Genomic DNA, 20,933 nt, shown 5'->3' with positions numbered 1-20,933 from the left:
GGGACAGGAAATACAGATACAGCGTTGATTGGTTTGGACGCACTCATCCGCGACGTATCAGTCCCTGTATCCGGGTTCGAATGTCATCGGCGGAGTCGTACTGTTCGTTATCGATCGGGTCGAGCACCTCATCGATGGATTTCCACCCTTCCTGAGTTTCGACCTCACGATCGCCGTGGGCCTCGAGCAATTCATCCGTCGTCGTTGGATAGTCGTGGTTGTCGAGCGCGTCATCGAGGTCACCAAGCCTCTCGCCAGCTTCATCGTGTACCGGTTCGGGTTCGTCGGCCCGGTCGCGCGCTTCCTTGAGTTCCCGCTCTCGCTGGCGTCGCTTTTCATCATCCGCTTTCTTGTCTCGCCCCGTTTTGTCATCTGCCATCACCCATTTTACGTGAGCGAGCGGAAGAATCCTGTGGTCACTTATCGGCGCTGGCTCGCTCGAACACCTCATCGACTACCTCGGCAAATATGCACATGGATTGAGCGGCTAGTTCGGGGAATCTCACGTGAAATAATCGGCGGCGACGTGCTGTATACAACCTCTGTATTCAGCACCCTCTTTCTGGCAGCATTCTGTCCGTAGATTTCGATGCCGCTGAATACAAAGCGCATATCGTTCACCGCCTAATTCGTCACTCATTGCATCTCTGTCAACGCTTGCAGATTGTTCATGGGATGAAGTAATGTGACTAACCCACATAGTTGAAAGAGAGAATCACTATGGCCGAGACAACACCACCAGGTGGGAGGAAAAAATGCAAACCGACACCTCCCCGAACGAAACCCAAATCGCGTTTGCGCGGACGGGAAGCGGACGACCACTCATGCCCGTTCACGGGAGTGCCGGCGATCACATCAATTGGACCTGTCAGGAGTCAATCCTGCCTTGGTGGACTACTGCACGGTCTACGCGCTCGACCGGCGTGGTCGCGGTGCGAGCGGCGACGCCGACGAGTGCGGCCTGGGGGCGGTCTTCCAACTCAATCAAAATGGGAAGCCAACCAAGCAAATAATTAATAAATGGTATGCCATTAGCAACTGTACCGCAGTACGACAGTACACAGATCTCCAACAGAGATAGGCATGCGGTAGTAGTCGGAGCGGGCATAGCCGGTCTGGTGGCTGGCCGTGTCCTTGTGGATGCATTCGATGAGGTAACGGTGCTCGATCGTGATCCACTCCCCGATGAGCCAGTTGCACGCCCCGGCGTCCCCCAGGCCCGCCAAATCCATATTCTGTGGGAAGCCGGACGAGCGACATTGGAAGAACTCTTCCCGGGTTACAGCGAAGAGGTGCGTACCGCTGGTGGGGTGGTAATCGATGGTCGGAGCGACTTCTACATGTACAGCCAAGACGATTTCCTTGCTGCCGGGTCGGAGCCGTTTCAACTCTACGCAGCGACGCGACCGCTGTACGAGCAGTTGCTTCGACGACGTGTCTCCGAACTCGATGGAGTCCAGCTGCGGGGCAACTGTCCATTTCTTGAATATCTCGCTGACGACGGAGTGACCAGCGTGAACGGTGTGGTGATCCGAGACGATGGCTCTGAGCAGGAACTCACCGCCGATCTGGTCGTCGATGCCACCGGCCGAACGAGCCGGACGCCGAACTGGTTAGAGAAGCACGGCTACACGCCACCTGCCGCCGAGGAAGTGCACATCGACCTGGCCTACAGCGCCAGCCTTATTGAGCGACCTGCCGACGACCACCGAATGATCGGTGTGCTGGCCGAGGCACCGCGTACCCGTGGTGGGGCGGTGTTACCCGTCGAGGACAATCGCTGGCTGGTGAACCTCCACGGTATCCACGGTGATCATCCCCCGACGAATGTCGAGGAATCCAAAGACTTCGCAGCGAGTCTGCCCACCCCAATCGTGAAAGACCTCCTCGACGAGCGCCCCCGGGTGTTCGAGGAGATCGCCTTCTATCCGTTCCCATCGAACCGGCGATACCGGTACGAAGAACTCGACCGCTTCCCGGACGGTCTAATCGTCATGGGGGATGCGATCGCCAGTTTCAACCCGATCTACGGACAGGGCATGTCAGTAGCCGCGCTCGAAGCGCTAATGCTTCACCACACGCTTGCGACGGACGACCGGGAGCAGTTCGGGCTTCGCTTTTTCGATCGTGCTGCAGAGGTTGTCGAGCCCGCGTGGATGCTAGCGACTGGAGCGGACTTCAGTTTTCCACAGACAGAAGGTGACAGACCTCGTGGAACTGCCTTCTTCAACTGGTATCTGGACCGGCTGTTCCGAAAGGCCCATACTGACCGCGTCTTGACTGATGCCTTCACTCGCGTCCTTTCGATGCAGCAACCGCCCACCTCGCTGTTACGTCCCAGTGTACTGTGGCGCGTGCTCAGGCCGGGCCAGAAAGACGAGCAGTCGTCGCTACGAGAGCCGCCTCACAGTCACATGACGAGTCACATCGAAGACGACGAGATGAGTCCATCTCCACGAGAAGGAAACAGCATTGACGCAACTGATGGAACTTGAATTCAGTCGAGATCGCAGGTCATGTTTCGGTCCCCCGTTCTTCTTGAAGGAGTGGAGGTCACTCGAGAAATGGAGCACGCATCTGCCAGTAATGGGCGATGTGAGGCCGACAACTAACCGCAGAGAATCAATACAGATAACTCATACTGTCGGACAAACGTCCGTGAACACCCGATCGCGTCTCGAAGCCTGTCGCCACCGGCGACGGCTTCTCGAGTGCGATCGGTGTGTGAACCGTTTTGTCCAACAGTATCACTCACCGCTCGCTTCGCTCGCGATACCGTTCGCCACACCAGAGAGACACGCGTTTGCGCGTCTCGAACAGCAATGTACGCTGGTGGGAATGGCGAGCGAAGCGAGTCCTTCGCATGTTCATCGATCGGCTGATTCAACCAACCAAGCGTGAATAAAATGTATCCTCCATGCTGCATATACCCCCTGTATTCAGCACGCGATTCATGGCAGGGAACAGTGAATTGTGATCTGTAGCGTTACATCCTTCACCTGCACTGAACGCTACCCGTGAGACGAGATGAGCCGATAGAGCCGCATCTGGCGTCCCGTTCAGTACTCGAGTTTCACGTCACCCGTCTCGCCCCACGCCTCGCGTCTCCCGTCGCTGACCCCGTAGTCGATGCTGTAGGGCGTCCGTTCGTCCCAGCCGTCCCCGCGCAGGTGGGCCGTGAGCTCCCCGGCCGCGTCGCCGTAGTGATCGCCCCGGTGGAAGTGTGAGGCGGTGAAATCGATTACGTCCAAATGGGCGTGGATCGCGGCCCGATCCTCGTCGGCCGCCCAGACGTGGACGTGGTTCCACTCGTCGCCCAGTCGCGGCCGGCGAAAGGAGTGATCCGGCGGGACGAGCGCTTCTTCCTCGCCGTCCCACGCTCTGGCCGTCGCGTCCGGCAAGACCCGCGTCCACTCGAGGTTCGAGAGCCCTGAAAAGCCGTCTTCGATCGCGTCGACCGCCGACGCGTCGCCCGAAGCACGCGCGTGAACGTTGATCGGCATCACGGGGTTCCACTCGCCGTCGTCCGGTTTGTAGAGACAGCGAGGGTAGTCGGCGTCGCCGTTGCGATCGACGTCGACGACCGCGTCTTCGGGCCGCTCGCTCGCGCCGGCGACGCTCGCGCCACTACCGACCGCGACTGCACTGCCGAGTCCCGCTATCGCCCGCCGTCTGGTCAGTGTACGAGCCACGTCTGGTCACCCGTGACTCGAGTCGACAGTCTCGACGTCGTCCAGCACGCTGCCCGCCATCGGTTTCGAATGCATGACCCCGGCTTGGTCGACGCTCGACACAAGGGTTCGGCCTGAGTGGTCGTGGTCGCCTGTACGGACGACAGTCGACGATCGTCCCGATCGGTCCGTCAGGGGCCGATCCCCTCCACCGGAACCTCGGTCTCGCAGTTGGGACAGGCCGCGTGCTCCTCGGATCCCGTGTAGGTCCACGTCTTCCCGCACTCGTGGCACTCCAGTTCGACCGAATCGGGAGCCTCCGTCCCCGTGCCCGTTCCCTCGGGATCGCTGCGCGCCTTTCGAAACCGTGAGACGACGGCCTCGAGATCGTCGAGTTCCGTCTCCTCGAGCGGGAGACCATCCGCCTGATCCTCGACGACGAGTCGGTAGTCGGCGTCCGCACTGTCGTCGCCGCCGACGACCGCGTACCGTCCCTCGCTGACGATCGGCTCTCGTTCGGCGTGTTCGTCTGCCATACGAGCGCTTCCACGCCGAGTCGGTTCGTTCTTGTGCCGGCATCGTCCCCGTGCCCCGTCGTCCACGGCCGCAGGACTGTCGCGCCGTCCGAGACATGACAATCCTTTTCCGCGGCGGTAGAGAATCCGAGGGTATGTCCGACGAAAACGAATCCAACGACAGTAGCGACGACGGCGAGGAGAAGTCCTTCCGCGAGCGAGTCGAAGAGATTCGCGAAAAACGCGCTGAAGAGGGCGAAGGCGAGGGCGAGCCACCGGAGAGTCCGTTCGGCGGCGGCGGTGGCGGCCCCGGCGGCATGGGTGGCGGCGGCGGCAACCCGTTCGCCCAGATGATGGGCGGGATGATGGGCGGCGGTGGCGGCCCAGGCGGCATGGGCGGCGGCCCGGGCGGTCCCGGCGGCCGCGGCGAAGAGGTCGGCAACGAGGAACTCGTCCAGGAAGTCCGACAACTGCGCGACGAGATGCGCGATCAGACGCGCGCCCTCAAGCGGATCGCCGACGCGCTCGAAGACAACTAACGACCAGCGATCCCTCGATTGCGGTTTTTCGCTTCGTCGATCAGATAGTCAGCAGCGGCTCGCGTCCCGGGCGATCCACGACTCACCGACTGCCCAGCGACGCGTAGGCGTCCCGAAGCCGATCGACCGATCCCCGAGGTCGATCGTCTCTCGCACCTCGAGACACCGCGCCTCGAGGACGATCCGTTTACAGAAACGGGCGACTCCTCACAGGATGTTCGCCCGCACGAGGCTCGTATCCGGGTGCGTTGGGGAAGACGACGGCTATCCGCCCGCCGCGCTCGAGCCATCGGTCGCGCCAGTGGCGGACGGTGGAGGTGACCCCGTTGATCGTCGGCAGTAGGTATCCGTGAAGACGGCGACCCGCGGGTACGTCACGAGTCGCGGTTGCGGAGCCCGTCGACCGAGGGGACGCGACCGTCGATCCAGTCCGACACCGGCCAGCGGCCGACGAGGTGGTGGGCGAGTTCGACGCTGACGTACGCGAGCACGATCCCGGCGACGACATCGATCGCCCAGTGGATACCGAGGTACATGGTCGACGTCGCGACGGAGACCCCGAGGGCGGCCGCGACGACGTTCCACTTCGGATAGACCTCGCGCGTGCGATAGGCCAGAAACGAGACGGTGGCCGCGAGCGAGGTGTGCAGCGACGGGAAGACGTTGGTATTGCGGTTGACCTGCCGGGTGAGGTGCTGGTACTGCGGGTACGTATCGTACAGCAGGGCCTCGACGAGTTCGGGCATCAAATTACGCGGCCCGTAGGCGATGACGAGCACGTACAGCATCAGACCGAACACGTAGTTCAGCGTGTAGGCCGTCAGCAGTTCTCGCATCGGGCGGGTGTTCGAGAGCGCGAAGTAGGCGACGACGGGGAAGACCAGCAGGAAGACGTAGCCGTAGATGTACATAAAGGAGAAGTACGCCGTCAGCCACGGCGACGCCAGGGACTGCAGCCAGACGATGAACTGGCCCTCGATGTCGTAGATCGTCCACGTGAGGTTCCAGGCGGTCCCGAGCCTCACTGCACCGATCCACGAGAGATCCGGCACGATCTGTCTGGCGATGCTGTTGAACAGCAGGACGACGGCGAGCACGACCGTGATCGGCGCGGCCGCCCGAATCCGCCCTCGCCACTCCGTTCGCGTCTTGCGGAGTCGATATCGGCCGACGAAGAGCCCGATCGAGACGACCACCATGAGCGTTACGACCACGGCCAACTGCACCAACACCTGAGCGAGCATCAGTGTCTCACCCGGAGGTTGCCGTCCGAATCGTACCGAAACCCGGCGTCTTCGAACGCCGTCCGTGCGGCCTCGACGTCGACGTCGCCGTCCGACCCGAGGAACGGCATCTCGGGGTCCTCGCCGTCCCACTCGAGGCCATCGGGGACCCACTCGTCGGTGACGGGCGTCGCGATCGGCCTCGCGTAGCCGTCGAACACCTCCTCGACCAGCCACGCCTTGTCGAGCAGTCGAGCGACGACCTGCCGAAATCGCGGGTTGCCAAAGGGTGTCTTGCGCGCGTTGAAGCCGAGGTGGTAGAACGTCCACGACGGCGACTCGAGCAGTTCGACGTCCTCGCTCTCCTCGATATCGTCGATGACGTAGCTCTCGAGGGCCGAACTCGTGACGTCGGCGGCGTCGTCCTCGACCAGTTGAATCGCCGACGTGCTTCGCGGATCGATCTGCACCCGGAGTTCGTCGACGGTCGGTTCGGGGAGGTCGACGGCCTCGCGTAGCGTGAAGTGATCGTCGAACCGCTCGAACGTGACGTGTTCCCGATCGGTGTGATCGGCGTACCGAAACGGCCCGCTGCCGACCGGCGGAACGTTGTTGCTCACCACCGCCTCGGTGGTTCCCTGGGCGACGCGAACGCCGCGGACGGACGCCTCGGTTGCACGGTCGCTCCAGATATGTTCGGGGAGGATCGGCACCGTCAACGCCTGTTCACCGACCGCCTGACCCGCGTCGACCGCGAACTCGAGGGTGGACTCGTCGCGCGCTTCGACGTCCTCGATCGCTGCGACGCGGCCCCGAAACCGCGGCGAGGGCGCGGGTGACCCGCCGTCTCCGAGCGCGGTGTCGGCGAGGAATCGATAGGTGAACTCGACGTCGCTCGCGGTGAGCGACTCGCCGTCGTGGAACGAACAGTCGGGCCGGAGGTCGACGACCAGCGTCGACTCGTCCTCCCACTCCCACTCCTCGGCGAGCCAGGGCTCGAACGAGCGGGCGCCGTCGGCAGTGACGGTATCGGTCGCGAGCGAATCGTACAGCAGATCGGTGACCGTCCCCCGGTCGCGGTACTCGACGGTCAACGGATTGAGGTTCTGTGACGGACGGGCGTCCGTGTGAACGGCTCGAAGCAGGTCGCCGCTCCCGTCTATCTGGGGTTCGAGGCCGAGATACCCCTGTCGCGTCGCGAGATGGCCGTCCGTCCAGCCCTCGAACCGGTCGGCTCTCACGAGTCGATGCTCGGTCGGCGTACAGACGGGAACGAACGGCTGTTCGATGGCGAGCGCCTCGAGCACCGTCTCGACGGCGTCGCGGCGCTCGTCGCCGTCGGCGTCCCGCTGGGCCTCGAGCAGTTCGTCGACCAGCAGGTTCGTAAAGCCGAAGGGGTTCTGCCAGCCGGATTCGTCGGCATACAGCGAGTGCAACGCCTCGTAGAGGAAGTCCGGATCGGTGCCGCCGGGGTGCTGGCCGACGTAGACGTCGAAGTCGTGGTTGATCAGGACGGCCCGCAGGAACTCCTCGTTCGAGCGCATCTCGATGGACGTGTCGACCCCGACGGTTTCGAGCACGGCGGCGATCTCTCGAGCGAGCCGAATGCTTTCCCGGTCACCGTCCGCGGGAAGGGTCGTGATGGTCAACGAGAGCTGTTCGATATCGTCTCGGTTGACGATGCTTCGAAACTGGCTGAGACAGCCGCTCGTCGACATCGTGAGACCGACGGTCCCGGCCAGCGCGGCGCGGCGACTCAACGTGTCCGCCCGATCGCGACCGTCGGCGTGTCTCTCGCTATCGTCGTCGAACGACGCGGCTCCGCGCTCACTCATTCGAATCGTTTGTCACAGTTCGCCGGCTGCGATATAACAGTATTGTGTTGGCGTCCGATCGAGGCGCGTCTCGGACGACTCGCGGATTAGCCCGAATCGGTTCCGTCGGTCTCGTCGCTGCCGTTCAGTCGCCCGACCAGTTCCGTCAGCGACCACCGGCCGACGAGGACGCCCGAGAACCAGACGCAGAACGTGGCGAGTACGAGTCCGGCGGCGACGTCGATCCCCCAGTGAATCCCGAGATACATCGTCGAGACGATGACGCTGACCGCGAGCACGACGGCGACCGGGAACCACTTTAGGTACTCGTCGCGCGTGAAATACGCGAAGATGCCGACCGTGGCCGCGAGCGAGGTGTGCAGCGACGGGAAGACGTTGGTGTTCCGATTGACCTCCCGCGTGAGGTGCTGGAACTCAGGGTTATGATCGTAGAGGACCGTCTCGAGTTCGCCGGCGAAGATGTTCCGCGGGCCGTAGGCGATGACCAGGAGGTACAGGACGAGCCCGAGCCCGTAGTTGAGCGCGTAGGCCGTCAACAGACGCCGAAACATCCGAGTGTCCGAGAGGACGAAGTACGCCACGGCCGGGAAGATCAGCAGATAGGTGTAGCCGTAGACGTAGATCCACGAGAAGTACGTCGTCAGCTCCGAGCTGGCGACATCCTGAAAGATCAGGATAAACTCCCCTTCGATGCTCCGGATCGTCGAGGTCATGTGGAAGCCGATATCCGGATCGCTTCGTCGCATCATCCGATTGAGAAGCAACGCGACCCCCAACACGACGAGGACCGGGCCGGAAATCCGCAAGCGGGAGTACCACTCCGTAAGCGTCGTCTCGAGTCGTTCACGGCCGATAAATAGCGCGATCGAAATCGGGAGCATGATCCCGACGACGACCGCCAGTCGCGTCAGTACCTCAGTGAGCATCAGTAGTGCCTTAGTCGCCCTGCGTTATCGTCGTACTGGTAACCGATTTCCTCGAACATATCGCGTGCGAGTTCGACGTTCGGTTCTCCGTCACTGCCGACGAACGATGTCACGTGTTCGCCGCCGTCCCACTCGAGGCTCTCCGGAATCCACTCGTCGGTTACCGGCGTCGCCAGCGGCTCCGCGTGGTCTTCGAAGAAGACCTCGTCGACGACCCACTCCTTGTCGATCAACTGCGCGATCGCCTGCCGGAACTGATACTTGGGGTACTTCCGCCAGTTGAAGCCGAGGTAATAGAACGTCCACGAGTCGTCCTCGTAGCGTTCGATCTCGTCGGTATCCTCGGGAATTTCGCCCAGCGAGAAGGCCTCGAGCATCGACTCCGTGAGGTCGGCACCGCCGCTTGCAACGCGGTTGATGGAGGAGACGCTCCCGGGATCGACGGTGAAGCGAATCTCCTCGGCGGTCGGCTCGAGGAGGTGATCGTCGTCGGCGTCGTCCTGGAACGTGAAGTGGTCGTCGAAGCGCTCGAGGGTCAGGTGATCCCGTTCGGACTGGCTCTCGAACTGGTAGGGACCGCTCCCGATCGGGGCGATCGAGTTGCTGGTAACGATCCCCCACTGACCTTGCGGAGCCGAGACGTTCTCGATATCGGTGATCCGTTCGTCGAGTTCCGCCCACCAGACGTGTTTCGGCAGGATGGGAACCGTAAGCGCTCGTTCGGCGACCTCTCGACCGGCGTCGAAGGTGATCCGAAGCCAGTGCTCGTCCTCGGCGTCGGTCTCGACGCTGTCGACGGCGCTCGCGTGGCCGCGATACCGCGGTGCCGGGGAGGGGCGAGCGTTGAGCGGATACACCGTATCCTCGATGAACTGATACGTGAATTTGACGTCCTCTGCGGTGACCGGCACCGGCTCGTCGTTCTCGTCGACGCCGTGGAACGTACAGCCCTCCCGGAGCCGAACGGTCGCGGTCGTCTTCTCGACATCGTCGTCCGCCGGCGTCTCCCATTCCCACTCCTTGGCGAGCCACTCCTTGATCTCGATATCGCCGTCGTCGGTTTCGACCACCGTTCCGAGCGAATCGTACAGGAGGTCGACGACCGTCTCCCGTTCCCGGCCCGTCGCCGAGAGCGGGTTGACGTTCCGCGACGGTCGTGCGTCGGTCACGAGCGCCTCTAATCGCTCGACACCGTCGTCCGGTTCGAGGCCGAGATAGCCGCGTCGGGTCGCGAGGTGGTTCTCGTCCCAGCCGTCGAATCGGTCGCTGGCGACTCGGTACTCGGTCGGGCGACAGATCGGTTCGAACGGCGTCTCGATCGCGATCTCTTCTAGGAGCGGTTCGAGCGCGTCTTTCCGATCCTTGGGGTCCGCCTGCCGTTGTTCCTCGAGGAGCCGATCGACCGCCCTGACGTTGTATCCGAAGGGGTTCTGCCAGCCGGATTCGTCTGCGAACGAGGAGTGGAGGGCCTCGTAGAGGAAGTCCGGGTCGTAATCGGCAGGGTGGCGTCCGACGAACAGGTCGTAATCGTGGTCGATCAGGACCTTTTCCAGAAACTCGGAGTGCGAGCGAATCGTGAGATCCGCATCGATACCGACCGCTTGGAGGTTCGACTCGAGATGGCGGGCGATCTGGACGGACTCACGGTTGTCGTCCCGGGGAACCGTGACGATGGAGAGCGAGAGCTGGTCGTCTTTGTCGTCGGTGACGACGCTACGAACGGTGTCGATACAGCCGCTCAACGAGAGCGACAGCCCCGCCGCACCGGCAGCGAGGACGGATCGTCGATCGACACCGTCATCTGATTCGGTTGAGTTCCAATTCATTCAGTCTATTACACCTTTTTGCTGTTGATATATAACAATATTGCGTACTACGATCGACTACGGGGAAGGGTAAAATACTTTTTCAATTGACTTCTTTTCACGTCGAATCGCTCGATCTATGATATTTGTTGCCACGAAACTCGACGGTAGTGGGCCGCCAGTCGGTCGCCGACGTCACTCGAGTGACCGGGCCGCGAGAGCACAACACCGATATGTGGACCGCCGAAAGACGGGGTATGGACATCGCCGCCGAACGGATCGAGCGCCTCCACGAGTTGGCTCGAGCGGCGGCAGCGGATCGGGACGACGACCGGGCGCGTTACTACGTCCGACTCGCCCGTCGCGTCGCGGAGCGGAACCGGCTGACGCTGCCGCGGGAGTTCCGACGGTTCACCTGCGATCGCTGTGACGCGTACCTGCGACCGGGGACGAACGCCCGCGTTCGACTGCAGAACGGCCACGTCGTGATCACCTGTGACTGCGGGGCTCACGCGCGCTATCCGTACGAGGACTGACCGAGCGGCTGACGCGGGATTCGGCGACCGGCCGGACCCGACGTCCGGACCGTCGACGCCGGCCGATCTGTGACCCGCGTGTACACGGACCGGCGACGTGCCGATTCGAGAAGATTCAAACGGCTCGGTTCGTTAGGCTAGTCCATGGATAAACAAACGCTCAAGCAGGAAGCGCACGATCTCGACGTCACCGTCTGGGTCGGCAAGAGCGGTCTCGAGTCGGTCGTCGACGAACTCGACGACCAGCTTTCGAACGAGAAGCTCGTCAAAGTCAAGTTCCTTCGTGCCGCCCGTGCAGGCAGTTCGACCGAGGAGAAGGCGACCGACCTCGCCGACCGCGTCAACGCCGAACTGATCGACACGCGCGGGCACACGGCAGTCGTCCATCGATGAGCGTCGGCGTCGGATCGTCTCTCGTTCAGGCAGACGGCCTGGGACCGATCGGCCGCGGACTCGAGGAGTGGGGGCTCCCGTACGTCGACTCGGCCGTCGCCGCGAGCGCGGCGAGTATCATCCGGTTCGTCCTCGCCCTCGCCGTAATCTGGTTCGTCGGCCGCCTCGTCGTCATCCCGCTGATCCGGCGGGCCCTCGATCGGCGCGAGTTGGACGAACACGCCCAGAACCCGCTGTTGATGCTCACGCGCTTCGGCGTCCTCTTTTTCGGCGTCGCCGTCGCCTTCGGCTTCGCCGGCTTCGGGAACTTCCTCGTCTCCATGGCCGGGATCGCCGCGGCCGGAGCGCTCGCGATCGGACTGGCGATGCAGAACGTCATCTCGAACTTCGTCGCGGGCGTGTTCATCTACACCGACAAACCGTTCCGCATCGGCGACTGGATCGAGTGGGACGACGGCACCTACTCGGGCACCGTCGAGGACATCAGCCTTCGCGTGACCCGGGTTCGAACGTTCGACAACGAACTGCTGACCGTTCCGAACTCCAACCTCACCGACAGCGTCCTCAAGAACCCCGTCGACGGCGACAAACTCCGCCTCAAGTTCGTTTTCGGGATCGGCTACGACGACGACATCGAGGAGGCGACCCAGATCATCGTCGACGAGGCCGAACGCCACCCCGAGATCATGGACGATCCGGTACCCTCCGTCCGCCTGACGGAACTCGGCGACTCCGACGTCGGCCTCCAGTCGCGGTTCTGGATCGCGAATCCCTCGCGCGCCGACTTCGTTCGGACGCGCGGGGAGTACGTCACCGACGTCAAGGAGCGGTTCGACGAGGAAGGGATCGACATGCCCTACCCCGTCCGCACGCTCGAGGGCGGACTCCAGCTCGAGGACACGCAGTACGTCGGACAGACGGCCGAGTGACGCGCTGGCCGTTCCGACTCGATTACCCGCGTTCGACTACCGCGATTCGACCGTGGCGTTTTCCGGCGGCTCGAACTCGAACGTTTCGTCCTCGAGTCCGTCGTTGAACGAGACCGTCTCGAACCGCTCGATCATCTCGTAGCGCTCGCCGTCGGCGTTCTCGAAGACCATCCGCTCTTTCAGCGGGTAGTCGTACTCGTCGTCGACCCAGACCGTCTGCTCGACGACGTCGAGTTCGTCGGGCGCCTCGACCGTTTCGAGCGCGTAGACGTACTCGGTGCTCCCGATAAGGACCGAAATGCCGTCCGCGACCGCCTCCTCGTTCAGATCGACGTCGAGGATGTGCGTCTCGCGGTCGGCGATCTCCTCGGTGCCTCGGTACTCGAGGTCGTACCACTCGAGTTGCATTTCGGCCATCTCGGCTCGATCCGACCGCACGGCCTCGCTCTCGAACGGTTCGGCGGCCTCGTGGTGCTGGGCGAGCGACGATTCCGGATAGTACCACCACGCTCCCGACGCGTTCGAGGCGAAGACGGCTCCGTCCTGTTCTGGTTCCGTCGTCTCGAGCACTTCCTCGTAGTAGTCGACGTAGGGCCGCTCGTGGACGCGAACGGTTTCGGAAACCGTCTCGTTACCGCCGGTGATTTCGATCGTCATCTCGCCGGAGACGTCCTCGAGGTCGTCGCCGTAGACGAACGTGCTCTCGAATATCGCCTCCGGTTCGGGATCCTCCGGTTCGGGCTCGTCGCTCGCGGGCGGGGAGACTGCAACACAGCCGCCGAGGAGAACGAGGATCGCGAGCGCTCCGAGCGCAGCGACGAATCGACGAGACGCCATGGAGCGGGTAATAAGAGGGGACCGTCCTAAGCTTTTCTATCTTCCGGACGAACGAAAAGCGACCGCGCCGTCGGTTACAGCCGACCGGACTCCGGTCGCGGGTCGGAGACGACCGCTCGAGTGGGAGGCCGTCGCGGGCAGCGCGACGCGTCGACGGGCGTCTCCGACGAAGACGGCACCTGACGAGTACGACGCGCAACGCGGTCGCTCGCGGATACAAATCGGAATGAAGTATGAGTGTGGAAGCCGCGATTGCCCGGCGTTCCGGCCGGGGGAATCCCGGTTGCCTTCTCCACCCCGCGACCCGTCGAGCGACAGGTGTCCGGCGGTCCACTGCTCGCTTCCGCGCCTGATGGGCTGTCGCCGGCTAACCACGGTGGGGCGTCCCTGCGGACGGCCACCGTGGACCGCTGTCCCCGACGGACGAGGCTTCTCTGTTGGCTCCCGGGGCCCCGGCCGGTCTGACCGGACGCCCGCGGTCTTTGGTCCCCGCTAATGACCATAGCGCGGGTAGTGAGCAGGGCCAAACTGCCCGACCTATCCATCTACTCGTAGGCGGGTGGAACTTAAGGACCTTTCGCCTCGGCAATCGCACGCGGGCGTGGGGGCCACCAGCAAACAGCGGCACGGCAGTCGGCGGAGCGTCTCGAGTCCGGAGAGCGTCACAGACGGCTCGAGCACCCACAGCAGACGCACTCGAGAGCGGGATTACTCGGCCACGAGTCTTCGAAATCGATCGAAAGGACGATATTCGAGGGAACGCTCACTCGATGTCGCCGTGGTCCGCCCCACCGGACTCGCCGCGTTCCTTCGCCGACAGCGGGATCGCCAACAGGAACAACGTGCCGTAGTAGAGCGCGACGATAGTGACGACGACGGTCCCGTCGATTCCGGGGAGAGCGGCGCTCTCGAGGAACGAGTCGTCGGGGTTGAACGCCCAGATGTGGAAGACCCAGCCCACCAGCATCGCGGTTATCAGCGGGAGGTACACCCGCCGAAGCCGATGGCTGAACGCGCCGCGGTAGCTGATGTTCGTCGTCGGGTCGCGATAGTCCTCGCTCAGTTCCGCGCGCCACGCGTCGTGTTCGACGCCTTCGGACGGATCGAGCGCGTTCGCGAAGAGGTTCTCCTGGAGCACCCGGACGCGCGAGCGCCAGATGTCGTAGTCGCGAAAGCGACGCGCCTCGATGAACAGGAAGACGGTGCCCATGATGATGCCGGCGAGGATGACCGCGTGCGAGACGTCGCCGGAGAAGGCGTAGGCGACGATGGCGGACATCACCGTCACCGCCCAGTTCGTGGTGGTGTCGAGGCGGTCGCGCCAGCCGACGGTGCGTTCCACCTCACCCCGATAGAGGTGGGCCGCGACGGAGCCGAGGCCGGTGCTCTCGTCGACCATCTCGCGCCCGATCTCCTTCTGTTCCGGATCCGTCGGCTCGAAGTCGGAGCCGGTATCGGCGTCGCCGTCGCTCATACGGGAGCCAGTACGAGACCCTGACACAACCCGCTTTCACCGGTCATTGCCGGGCGACTCGATCGCTCATCGGGCCGATCCGAACGACTCTCGAAACGCCTCGAGTTCCGACTCGGTCCCGGCGACGACGAGTCGGTCGCCGCCGCCGAGCGTTCGGTCCTCGAGGTCCGTGTCCAGATCGCCGTCTCGCTCGAGGGCCACGACGGAACAGCCGGTTCGGTCGCGGATCGTCGCGGCGTCGAGACGCTCGCCACCCGATTCCGAGACCCGGACGCGACGGAGGAGGAGTCGATCACCGAACGTCACGGCGTCGCGCTCGAAGAGTCGAAGGGCGAGCATCCGTCCGGCGACGTTCGGCAGTCCAAGGGCGTAGGTCGCGCCGGCGTCGCGAAGCCGAACGACGTTCGACTCGAGGTCGGCGGCCGCGAAGATCTCGAGGTCGGGGTTGAGTTCGCGCGCGACGAGCGTCGCGAGGAGGGCGTTCTCGTCGTCGTCGAGCGCGAGGATGAGGGTGCCCGCGTCGGTGACGTCGGCTGCCGCGAGGCCGTCTTCGGTCGTCACGTCGCCGACGATATCCACCAGTTCGCCGCCCCGTTGATCGAGGACGACCGTTTCGACGTCGGCGCGCTGGAGGTCCCCGATCGCCGACGAACCGACGGTGCCGGTCCCGACCACGAGGACCGGTTCGCGCATCGGTCGGTAGTCGGAGCCGGCGGTTCCGGTCGCCTCGCGGACGGTCTCGAGCGTGTCCGCCGTTCCGGCGACCAGCAGCGTCGTGTTCTCGTCCGCGTGGACGCCCGTCGGGAGCGACCGGCAGAAGTCCCCGCGGATCCACGCGCCGAGGACCGTCGCACCGCCGGACTCGACGCGCTGGCAGGTGGCGAGCGGTTCGTCGTAGAGTTCGCTCTCCGGGTCGATCGGGTACTCGACCAGGTGGAGGTCGGTACCCAGGTCGACCGCGTTCCGTAGTTCGTCGTCGACGTCGACGACCGGGCGGACCTTGTCCCCGAGTGCCTTCCCGAGGCGGTGTTTCGGTGAAACCACTTCGTCGGCACCGGCGTAGCGAAGGTAGCGCGCTCGCGAAGGGTCGGCGACGAGCGCGAGCACTCGTGGACCGTCGTCGTGACGGGCCAGTTCGATGACCGTGCTGATGTACCCGCCCTCCGAGGCGTCCACGACGACTGCGCGGGCGTCCTCGATCCGTGCGTCCTCGAGTGCATCGTCGGTCGTCGGATCGCGGTGTAGGACGACGAGTCCGTCTTCGTGCAGCGATTGGGCTCGCTCCTCGTCCGGTTCGAGGACGACGTACTCGGTCCCGCTCGACTCGAGTTCCTCGATGAGCGACGCACAGAGCGCCGTGTAGCCGACGACGATCACGTGATCTTCGAGTTCGGCGACGTCCTCCGGCGGCGTCGGCTCGACGAACGTCTGCAGCCACGGCACCACGAACAGCGGCACGGCGACGAAGATGTAGGCGATCCCCGTCAGCTGAGTCAGGATCATCAGCGCCGTCATCTCGAGGGTTTCCCACGGCGCGTCCTGACCGTACCCCGTCGTCGTCATCGACTGGACGACGACTTCGAGGGCCTGATACCACGTCCGCGGGTCGCCCTCGAGCGTCGCCATCCCCCACTGATAGACGGCGGCGTAGACGCTCGTCAGGATCAACAACGAGCCGAGGTAGCCCGCGAGCCGAGCGGTGAGTCGTGCCACAGTTACCTGCTCCGTATGCGCGCTGTCACCCTCTCCCCGTCAGTACACGAACCGGTCTCGTTACCGTCGGTCATTCGATCACGAGGGGCTTTGCGATCGTCGGCTATCGTTCTTGGTGGGGCCAGTGCAAGGACCCGGTGTGTCGACCCTCGGGCGTCCGAAACCACTCCGTCGTCGGCCGTTGAGACGGAAACCGCCGCGATTAGCTCCGTCTATGGGATGTTCCGGTGACCGTTGACACCTCGAGTGGCGTCCCCGCCGCTCGACGGCCATTCGAGACGGACAGTCGTCGCTCGACACCCAACGTGTTTTGGCAACGATGGAAAGGCGATAGCGTACGTACGGCTGTTGTGATCCGTCTCGACGTCTCGAACGGCTCACGATCCGCTGCACTCGAGTACTCATGAGTAGTAATTGTCCGGAGTCCGATGCGACAGATACCGGGGCACCGCCGAGCGAACACTGGTCGAGCGTGTCGAAACACGTCGTCAACAGCTACGTCGAGGCCAACAACGCGCTCCTCGCCGCGATGGGCTTTTCCCGGTCGTCCGACGACGCCAGCGGGACGGTCACCGCAGCGCAACGGCCCGAGACGGTCGACCCGTCGGTCACCGAAGTCGCCTTCGGAGACGAGTCGTGGCTGATGGAGCGCTCGACCGACAGCTACGAGGACCTCGCGGTCGGCGACTACGTCCGATTCACGAAACCGATCGAGGAGACCGACGTCTCCGCGTTCGCACAGGTCTCCGGCGACACCAACCGACTCCACCTCGCGGAGTCGTTCGCCGAGCAGACCCAGTTCGGCGGCCGCATCGCCCACGGGACGCTCGTCGCCGGGACGATCAGCGCCGCGCTCGCCCGGTTCCCCGGCCTGACGATCTATCTCTCGCAGGACCTCGAGTTCCACTCGCCTGTCGAGATCGGCGAGACCGTTACCGCCACCTGCGAGATCGTCGAGGTGCTCGGCGACACCCGGTACCGACTCCACACGACGGTCGAGACCGCAGACGAGGAGACGGTGATCGACGGCGAGGCGATCGTCGTCATCAAAGCACAGCCCTAGGCGTGATCGGAAGTCCGCGGCGCCGATTCCGTTTTCGCTTCCGGTTCCGGTGAGTCGATAGCTGCGGGTCGTGTCGCTCGTCCATTTCGCCGTTTTCGAGGCCGTTACCCGTGAGCGGCGGCCGCTTCGCCCTCGTGTCGTCTTCCCAGAGCCAAAATACCTTGGAGCAATGATGATGCCCCTCCGTCTCCTTTTCGTACTCGATGAGCAGGTCAGAATCGGAGGCGAGGATCGTCGCAGTGTGTCGCTCCTGTGAATCGGTGTTCGTCTCCGAGCAGAAGCCGGACGGGACGATCAGACCCATCGGCGTCTCACAGGAGTGTACCTGCGGCGACGGCGACTTCGAGCGGATCACGCCGTCCGGAGGAAGCGAGCCGACGAACGACGGTGGCCCCGCGGTGCCGCGGCCATCGAGCTAACGTCTCGAACGGGTATCGAACGGTGACCAGTCGCTCGCTATCGGCCGGCTTTTACGACGCTTTCACGGACGACTAGCCGCGCTATCGTCGCCCACTGACACGCGCCACCGGGATTGCTGGCGTGTCGTACTCGTCTTCGGCGTTCACTCTCGTGGCAGCGGTTGCCATCACCGTGGACACCGACCGAGCAGGTCCGTCGAGTCGACCGCTCGAGGATACTGATCGATCTCGCGGAACGGCGGCGACCTCGACTCGAGGCAGTCGCCGGGTCGGCTCGAGGACGGCACCGTTCTTCGCGAGTCGCTTCCGCAACGACTCCGAACGTGATCGGCTAGCCGTTCAGTTGCTGCTTCCGATCGGTGTCGCTCTCGATAGCGTACACAGCGGCCTCGGAGAGTGCTCGGCGTTCCGCTCGAGATTTTCGGGCGCGGACCGACGCTCTGGTCACGGTTCTCGAGTACCCGACTCTCGACCCAACGTGGTTTGGAGACGAGGTAAAGCCCGAGACTGGGCTACGGAGCGTTGTGATGAACCGCCAGGAGATACAGAGAAAGACCGCTGTCAGGTGTACCGGCTGTCGCTCCATCTTCACCGCCGAAATCGAGACCGATGGGTCCGTCTTCCTCATGGGAGTCGGTGAGCAGTGCCAGTGTGGCGGTGACGACTTCCGGAGTCTCGCGTGATCGGTACCGTCCGCAACTCCCCGCTCACCTCCCGTATCCACCGATCGCCTACGAGGCGCTTCGAGCATCGCGCTTCTGGTCTGAAAACCTCCGTTCCGACGAGAGGTTTTTCGCCGATTACGGCGTATAATCGGTATGGCAACCACGTCACCGATCTACTGTCACCTGTGTAACGAGACGATGGCTCCTGGCGAAGATCTCGAGCATCACTTGGTGTACAGTCACAAGCCGCGCGAACTCGCCACGGAACTCGCATCTGAGTGGGAAGCGGAGGAACTCGGTGATGCAATGTAATTGCGTCGCGCCTGTTCGAGCCGTCCGCTGTGCTCGGTATCACGGCATCCCGAAGCCCCAACTCGTTCCTCATTTGTATTAGATTCGACGTTCCTGCTCTTGAACGGCGAACCCATCGAAGATGCCACTTTCGACGCCTCGTTTCGAATATTCGAGGTAGCTGAGAATTGAGTTGATTGTGGACAGGCGCTACAGGGTTTGAACCACGCGAACGGCTCGCTTCGCTCACGGTTTCACCGTTCGCATCGCGGTTCTCACTTCGTTCCGAACCGCGCTCCGCTCGCCGTTCTCTACTTCAAATCCTTCGCGGACATGATTTGCTCCTCACGTCCGTTCGTCGCAAAATCATGGGCGCTACAGGCCTTGAGTGGCCGGGTCGTTGCTACCTGCTTGCTTGCAGTTTTCATATTCATTGTCCGTTGATTATTTTCCAGCGTCGCGATGCTCGCTCACGCCGACTGGCGCGGTCGTAGTGCTTGTCAAGAATTTCTTCCGAGGCGTCGAGGCGGTCGGAAACGACTCCTCGAGGAACCCCGTCGTTTCGGTACTTCGTCACTCTCGCCTTCCGAACGTCGTGCGGTGACCGGCTCGAGGGACACTTGCTCATCGACGAGTGATCGATAGCCTCGCAGGTGTCGGGATCACGATCGTGCGGGCACTCCTCGCGAGTACACGGGCGGGTCCATCGGTAGACCGCATCGCGAACACAACTCCGGCTCACTCGCCCCTGCTTCGTCGTGATGAGCGGATCGCGACCGTGGTCGTCGGTGACGCTCGGTCGTGGCCCCTCAATCCAGTCCTGAACCATCCTCGCTGTCTGCTCGGTGATTCGGTTGTACCGCTCGCCTCCTTCGTCGTTTTTCAGCGGCGTCTCGCTCTCCGGGCGGTGAACGAAATCGATTCCCGGTTGACGCCCCTCGAGTTCGCAGTCCTGCAGGTCGATCGCGCGGAGTCCACCGAGACGAGCACCGGTCTCCCAGATCAGCGTCCACATGACATGATCCCTGCTCGCGTACTCGTAGCGAGAGAGATACTCGAGGACCGGCGGCACCCGCTCGGGGACGATCTTGCTGTCACTGACTTCGTCACCGATCGAGAGGTCCGGCAGCGGGACTTTCAGATACAGGTCCTCGTGAACGGCCTCCACGTCACCACAGAACCGGAGGAACGCCCGAATCGTAGTGAGGTTCGAATGCAACGTCTTCTTCGCGAGTTCGTCGTCTTTGCCGTTCGAGTAGCCGCCTTCGCGTCTCCAGACGCGGAACTCGTAGAGGTGCCGTCCGTTCAGTTCGTTCATGTTGTCGATTCCACCCTCTTCGCGGCACCACTCGACGAACGCTCGAAGATCGCTCTTGTGGCTCGTCTGAGTCCATTCGGCTGATCCGTCCTTCATCGCGTCGAGGTGCAAGTCGACGGCAGCGGACGGCGTGATCGGCTCGAGACCCTCGCTCATCGGTCACCCTCATCGGGGACTGACGGAACACGCGGCGACACGGGTCGCTCCGCACGGAACTCGTCGACCATCCGCTCTTCGCGACGCATTCGACAGGCGTTGCAGACCGACGGCCGGGTCTGATCATCGAGCGCAACGTCCGGCTTGAACCGAAGGGTCGCTTGGTCGCCGCAGTCGTAGCAGAGACCGTAGAGGCTCATCGCCCATCACCGTCCGACCAGTTCTCCGAACGATCTAGGCCGTTCATCAGATCGTCCTCACGGTCGTCGCGTTCGAACAGCCGATCCGCGATCGCCGTCTGGAGCGCAGCGCCCGACCGGTTACGCGGCTCGGTTTCCGAAACGTGGTGGTCGTCGACGTGCGCGGCCAGCTGGTCGATCACGTCGATCGTCTCGACGAGCGCCGCGTTCTGATAGCGCAGTTCCGTCGCGATCGCCTCGAGGGCCGCGGCCTGTCGTTCCATCGCGTCGGCCTGGCGCTCCTGGTCGCGATCGTCACTCATCGGCCCACCTCGGGATCGTCGCTGTAGTTACAGTATCCGGTACTCTTACCGTGGATGCGTGCTATTTCGCTCATGGTCTCACTGTTGTGGGACCGCGGACGAACCGCGCGCGCCACTTGTTGG

General features: G+C 63.3%; 21 protein-coding genes and 1 other RNA gene. 8 read left to right on the top strand and 14 right to left on the bottom strand.

Annotated elements, in window-relative coordinates; genetic code table 11:
* Window positions 1-43: 43 nt before the first annotated feature.
* Window positions 44-379 (bottom strand): DUF5789 family protein, encoded by a 336-nt coding sequence (locus ACSFC7_RS10955; RefSeq protein WP_436347718.1) that lies wholly within the window; start codon window positions 377-379, stop codon window positions 44-46.
* A 646-nt stretch (window positions 380-1,025) separates the two neighbouring features.
* Here ACSFC7_RS10955 and ACSFC7_RS10950 point away from each other — a divergent pair.
* Entirely contained in the window at window positions 1,026-2,495 is a 1,470-nt protein-coding gene (locus ACSFC7_RS10950; RefSeq protein WP_436347717.1) for an FAD-dependent oxidoreductase, read from the top strand.
* Window positions 2,496-3,059: 564 nt separating this feature from the next.
* Here the strand turns inward: ACSFC7_RS10950 and ACSFC7_RS10945 are convergent.
* Together ACSFC7_RS10945 and ACSFC7_RS10940 are read right to left on the bottom strand one after the other, a co-directional pair.
* A complete protein-coding gene (locus ACSFC7_RS10945) occupies window positions 3,060-3,692 on the bottom strand; it encodes a hypothetical protein (protein ID WP_436347716.1) in 633 nt (210 codons plus the stop codon).
* A gap of 170 nt (window positions 3,693-3,862) precedes the next feature.
* Window positions 3,863-4,207 (bottom strand): hypothetical protein, encoded by a 345-nt coding sequence (locus ACSFC7_RS10940; RefSeq protein WP_436347715.1) that lies wholly within the window; start codon window positions 4,205-4,207, stop codon window positions 3,863-3,865.
* A 134-nt stretch (window positions 4,208-4,341) separates the two neighbouring features.
* On the opposite strand from ACSFC7_RS10940, the gene ACSFC7_RS10935 reads away from it, so the two are divergent.
* Window positions 4,342-4,725: a hypothetical protein gene (locus tag ACSFC7_RS10935; RefSeq protein ID WP_436347714.1), complete on the top strand. Its 384-nt coding sequence runs from the start codon at window positions 4,342-4,344 to the stop codon at window positions 4,723-4,725.
* A gap of 374 nt (window positions 4,726-5,099) precedes the next feature.
* Here ACSFC7_RS10935 and ACSFC7_RS10930 read toward each other — a convergent pair whose 3' ends face one another.
* The 4 genes from ACSFC7_RS10930 to ACSFC7_RS10915 form a co-directional block, all read right to left on the bottom strand.
* Window positions 5,100-5,969 carry a phosphatase PAP2 family protein gene (locus tag ACSFC7_RS10930; protein ID WP_436347713.1) on the bottom strand — a complete coding sequence of 290 codons (870 nt, stop codon included), beginning with the start codon at window positions 5,967-5,969 and terminating at the stop codon, window positions 5,100-5,102.
* Window positions 5,969-7,783 carry an ABC transporter substrate-binding protein gene (locus tag ACSFC7_RS10925; RefSeq protein WP_436347712.1) on the bottom strand — a complete coding sequence of 605 codons (1,815 nt, stop codon included), beginning with the start codon at window positions 7,781-7,783 and terminating at the stop codon, window positions 5,969-5,971. The genes ACSFC7_RS10930 and ACSFC7_RS10925 overlap by 1 nt, the downstream gene beginning before the upstream one ends.
* 86 nt (window positions 7,784-7,869) lie before the next feature.
* Complete coding sequence (locus ACSFC7_RS10920) at window positions 7,870-8,709, bottom strand: phosphatase PAP2 family protein (protein ID WP_436347711.1); 840 nt, start codon at window positions 8,707-8,709, stop codon at window positions 7,870-7,872.
* Window positions 8,709-10,535, bottom strand: a complete 1,827-nt coding sequence (locus tag ACSFC7_RS10915; RefSeq protein WP_436347710.1) for an ABC transporter substrate-binding protein — start codon at window positions 10,533-10,535, stop codon at window positions 8,709-8,711. Before ACSFC7_RS10915 ends, ACSFC7_RS10920 begins: the two co-directional genes overlap by 1 nt.
* 236 nt (window positions 10,536-10,771) lie before the next feature.
* Here ACSFC7_RS10915 and ACSFC7_RS10910 point away from each other — a divergent pair, with 236 nt between their 5' ends.
* From ACSFC7_RS10910 to ACSFC7_RS10900, 3 genes are all read left to right on the top strand, one after another.
* Window positions 10,772-11,050 carry a ribonuclease P protein component 4 gene (locus ACSFC7_RS10910; RefSeq protein ID WP_436347943.1) on the top strand — a complete coding sequence of 93 codons (279 nt, stop codon included), beginning with the start codon at window positions 10,772-10,774 and terminating at the stop codon, window positions 11,048-11,050.
* A gap of 144 nt (window positions 11,051-11,194) precedes the next feature.
* A complete protein-coding gene (locus ACSFC7_RS10905; protein WP_436347709.1) occupies window positions 11,195-11,443 on the top strand; it encodes a YhbY family RNA-binding protein in 249 nt (82 codons plus the stop codon).
* Window positions 11,440-12,372, top strand: a complete 933-nt coding sequence (locus ACSFC7_RS10900) for a mechanosensitive ion channel family protein (RefSeq protein WP_436347708.1) — start codon at window positions 11,440-11,442, stop codon at window positions 12,370-12,372. Before ACSFC7_RS10905 ends, ACSFC7_RS10900 begins: the two co-directional genes overlap by 4 nt.
* 36 nt (window positions 12,373-12,408) lie before the next feature.
* On the opposite strand, the gene ACSFC7_RS10895 is transcribed toward ACSFC7_RS10900, so the two are convergent.
* From ACSFC7_RS10895 to ACSFC7_RS10880, 4 genes are all read right to left on the bottom strand, one after another.
* On the bottom strand, window positions 12,409-13,209 hold the full coding sequence (locus ACSFC7_RS10895) for a LolA family protein (RefSeq protein WP_436347707.1): 801 nt from the start codon (window positions 13,207-13,209) through the stop codon (window positions 12,409-12,411).
* Window positions 13,210-13,445: 236 nt separating this feature from the next.
* An RNA gene (gene ffs, locus ACSFC7_RS10890) (signal recognition particle sRNA) lies at window positions 13,446-13,757 on the bottom strand.
* Between the two features lie 215 nt (window positions 13,758-13,972).
* Window positions 13,973-14,683, bottom strand: coding sequence for a DUF2270 domain-containing protein (locus ACSFC7_RS10885; protein ID WP_436347706.1), 711 nt, complete (start codon window positions 14,681-14,683; stop codon window positions 13,973-13,975).
* Between the two features lie 66 nt (window positions 14,684-14,749).
* A complete protein-coding gene (locus ACSFC7_RS10880) occupies window positions 14,750-16,396 on the bottom strand; it encodes a potassium channel family protein (protein ID WP_436347705.1) in 1,647 nt (548 codons plus the stop codon).
* A gap of 403 nt (window positions 16,397-16,799) precedes the next feature.
* On the opposite strand from ACSFC7_RS10880, the gene ACSFC7_RS10875 reads away from it, so the two are divergent.
* From ACSFC7_RS10875 to ACSFC7_RS10865, 3 genes are all read left to right on the top strand, one after another.
* Window positions 16,800-17,459 carry a MaoC family dehydratase gene (locus ACSFC7_RS10875; RefSeq protein ID WP_436347704.1) on the top strand — a complete coding sequence of 220 codons (660 nt, stop codon included), beginning with the start codon at window positions 16,800-16,802 and terminating at the stop codon, window positions 17,457-17,459.
* Window positions 17,460-17,662: 203 nt separating this feature from the next.
* A complete protein-coding gene (locus tag ACSFC7_RS10870) occupies window positions 17,663-17,878 on the top strand; it encodes a hypothetical protein (protein ID WP_436347703.1) in 216 nt (71 codons plus the stop codon).
* A gap of 818 nt (window positions 17,879-18,696) precedes the next feature.
* On the top strand, window positions 18,697-18,855 hold the full coding sequence (locus tag ACSFC7_RS10865) for a hypothetical protein (RefSeq protein ID WP_436347702.1): 159 nt from the start codon (window positions 18,697-18,699) through the stop codon (window positions 18,853-18,855).
* Between the two features lie 409 nt (window positions 18,856-19,264).
* Here ACSFC7_RS10865 and ACSFC7_RS10860 read toward each other — a convergent pair whose 3' ends face one another.
* From ACSFC7_RS10860 to ACSFC7_RS10850, 3 genes are read right to left on the bottom strand one after another with little or no spacing between them, the layout of a single operon-like run.
* The gene (locus tag ACSFC7_RS10860; RefSeq protein ID WP_436347701.1) at window positions 19,265-20,308 is read right to left on the bottom strand and encodes a tyrosine-type recombinase/integrase; all 1,044 of its coding nucleotides are present in this window, start codon (window positions 20,306-20,308) and stop codon (window positions 19,265-19,267) included.
* Complete coding sequence (locus ACSFC7_RS10855; RefSeq protein ID WP_436347700.1) at window positions 20,305-20,508, bottom strand: hypothetical protein; 204 nt, start codon at window positions 20,506-20,508, stop codon at window positions 20,305-20,307. The genes ACSFC7_RS10860 and ACSFC7_RS10855 overlap by 4 nt, the downstream gene beginning before the upstream one ends.
* The gene (locus ACSFC7_RS10850; protein ID WP_436347699.1) at window positions 20,505-20,810 is read right to left on the bottom strand and encodes a hypothetical protein; all 306 of its coding nucleotides are present in this window, start codon (window positions 20,808-20,810) and stop codon (window positions 20,505-20,507) included. The genes ACSFC7_RS10855 and ACSFC7_RS10850 overlap by 4 nt, the downstream gene beginning before the upstream one ends.
* Window positions 20,811-20,933: the final 123 nt, after the last annotated feature.

This window comes from Natronorubrum halobium, assembly GCF_051351675.1.
Classification (GTDB): domain Archaea; phylum Halobacteriota; class Halobacteria; order Halobacteriales; family Natrialbaceae; genus Natronorubrum.
This window is presented reverse-complemented; position numbering and strand designations above follow the sequence as displayed.